This window comes from Methylorubrum aminovorans (genome assembly GCF_022179725.1).
In the GTDB taxonomy this organism is placed as follows: domain Bacteria; phylum Pseudomonadota; class Alphaproteobacteria; order Rhizobiales; family Beijerinckiaceae; genus Methylobacterium; species Methylobacterium aminovorans.
Window position 1 is genome coordinate 1 of the sequence record NZ_BPRC01000096.1, and the last position, 873, is coordinate 873.

An 873-nucleotide genomic window follows, 5' to 3' on the forward strand; every position below is an offset into this window, starting at 1 on the left:
CACGGGTCGCTTGGCCGGCGGAGCCGACCGGGTGAGCGCAGCCGGCCAAGCGGTGAAGGCCGGCACGAACACCTCCGGGGCCGGTGGTCGGTAGCCGAGCGAGGCGTGCGGACGCACGCCGTTGTCGTGTCGATGCCAACTCTCGATCACGATCTGCGCCTCCTTGAGCGTGTAGAAGATCTCACCGTTCAAAAGCTCGTCCCGTAGTCGTGCGTTGAAGCTCTCGACGTAACCGTTCTCCTATGGCGAGCCGGGTGCGATGTAGGCTGTCCTGGCGCCGACACCGGTGATCCAGGCCTGCACGGACTTGGCGATGAACTCCGGACCGTTGTCCGAGCGGATATGGCCGGGCACGCCGCGCAGGATGAACAGGTCGGACAGCACGTCGATCACGTCCGCCGCCTTCAGCTTGCGTGCGACGCGGATCGCCAGGCACTCCCGCGTGAACTCATCGACCACGTTCAGCATCCGGAACTTGCGGCCCTCGTGCGGGCGGGCTTCGACAAAGTCGTAGGACCAGACGTGATCGCGACGCTCCGCCCGCAATCGCAGGCAGGAACCATCCCCGTCCCAGATGCGGCCGCGCTTGGGCTGCCGAGACGGGACCTTCAGCCCCTCGCGCCGCCAGATCCGTTCGACCCGCTTGTCGTTGACGAACCAGCCCGCCGCCTTCAGCAATGCACCGATCTTCCGGTAACCGTAGCGCCCGTACTGGCGAGCCAGTTCCACGAGGTCGGCTGTCAGCGCGGCCTCATCCTCTCTTCCCCGCGGCACCTTGCGCTGCGTCGAGCGATGCTGCCCGAGCGCCCGACAGGCGCGGCGCTCGGAGACGTCTAGGACGTTCATGACATGCGCGATGCAGGCGCGTCGGCG

At 67.0% G+C, this 873-nt stretch carries 1 pseudogene; it reads right to left on the bottom strand.

The features are described 5' to 3' along the window. Window positions 1-873, bottom strand: a pseudogene (locus MFF24_RS28660) (IS3 family transposase); the annotation flags it as partial.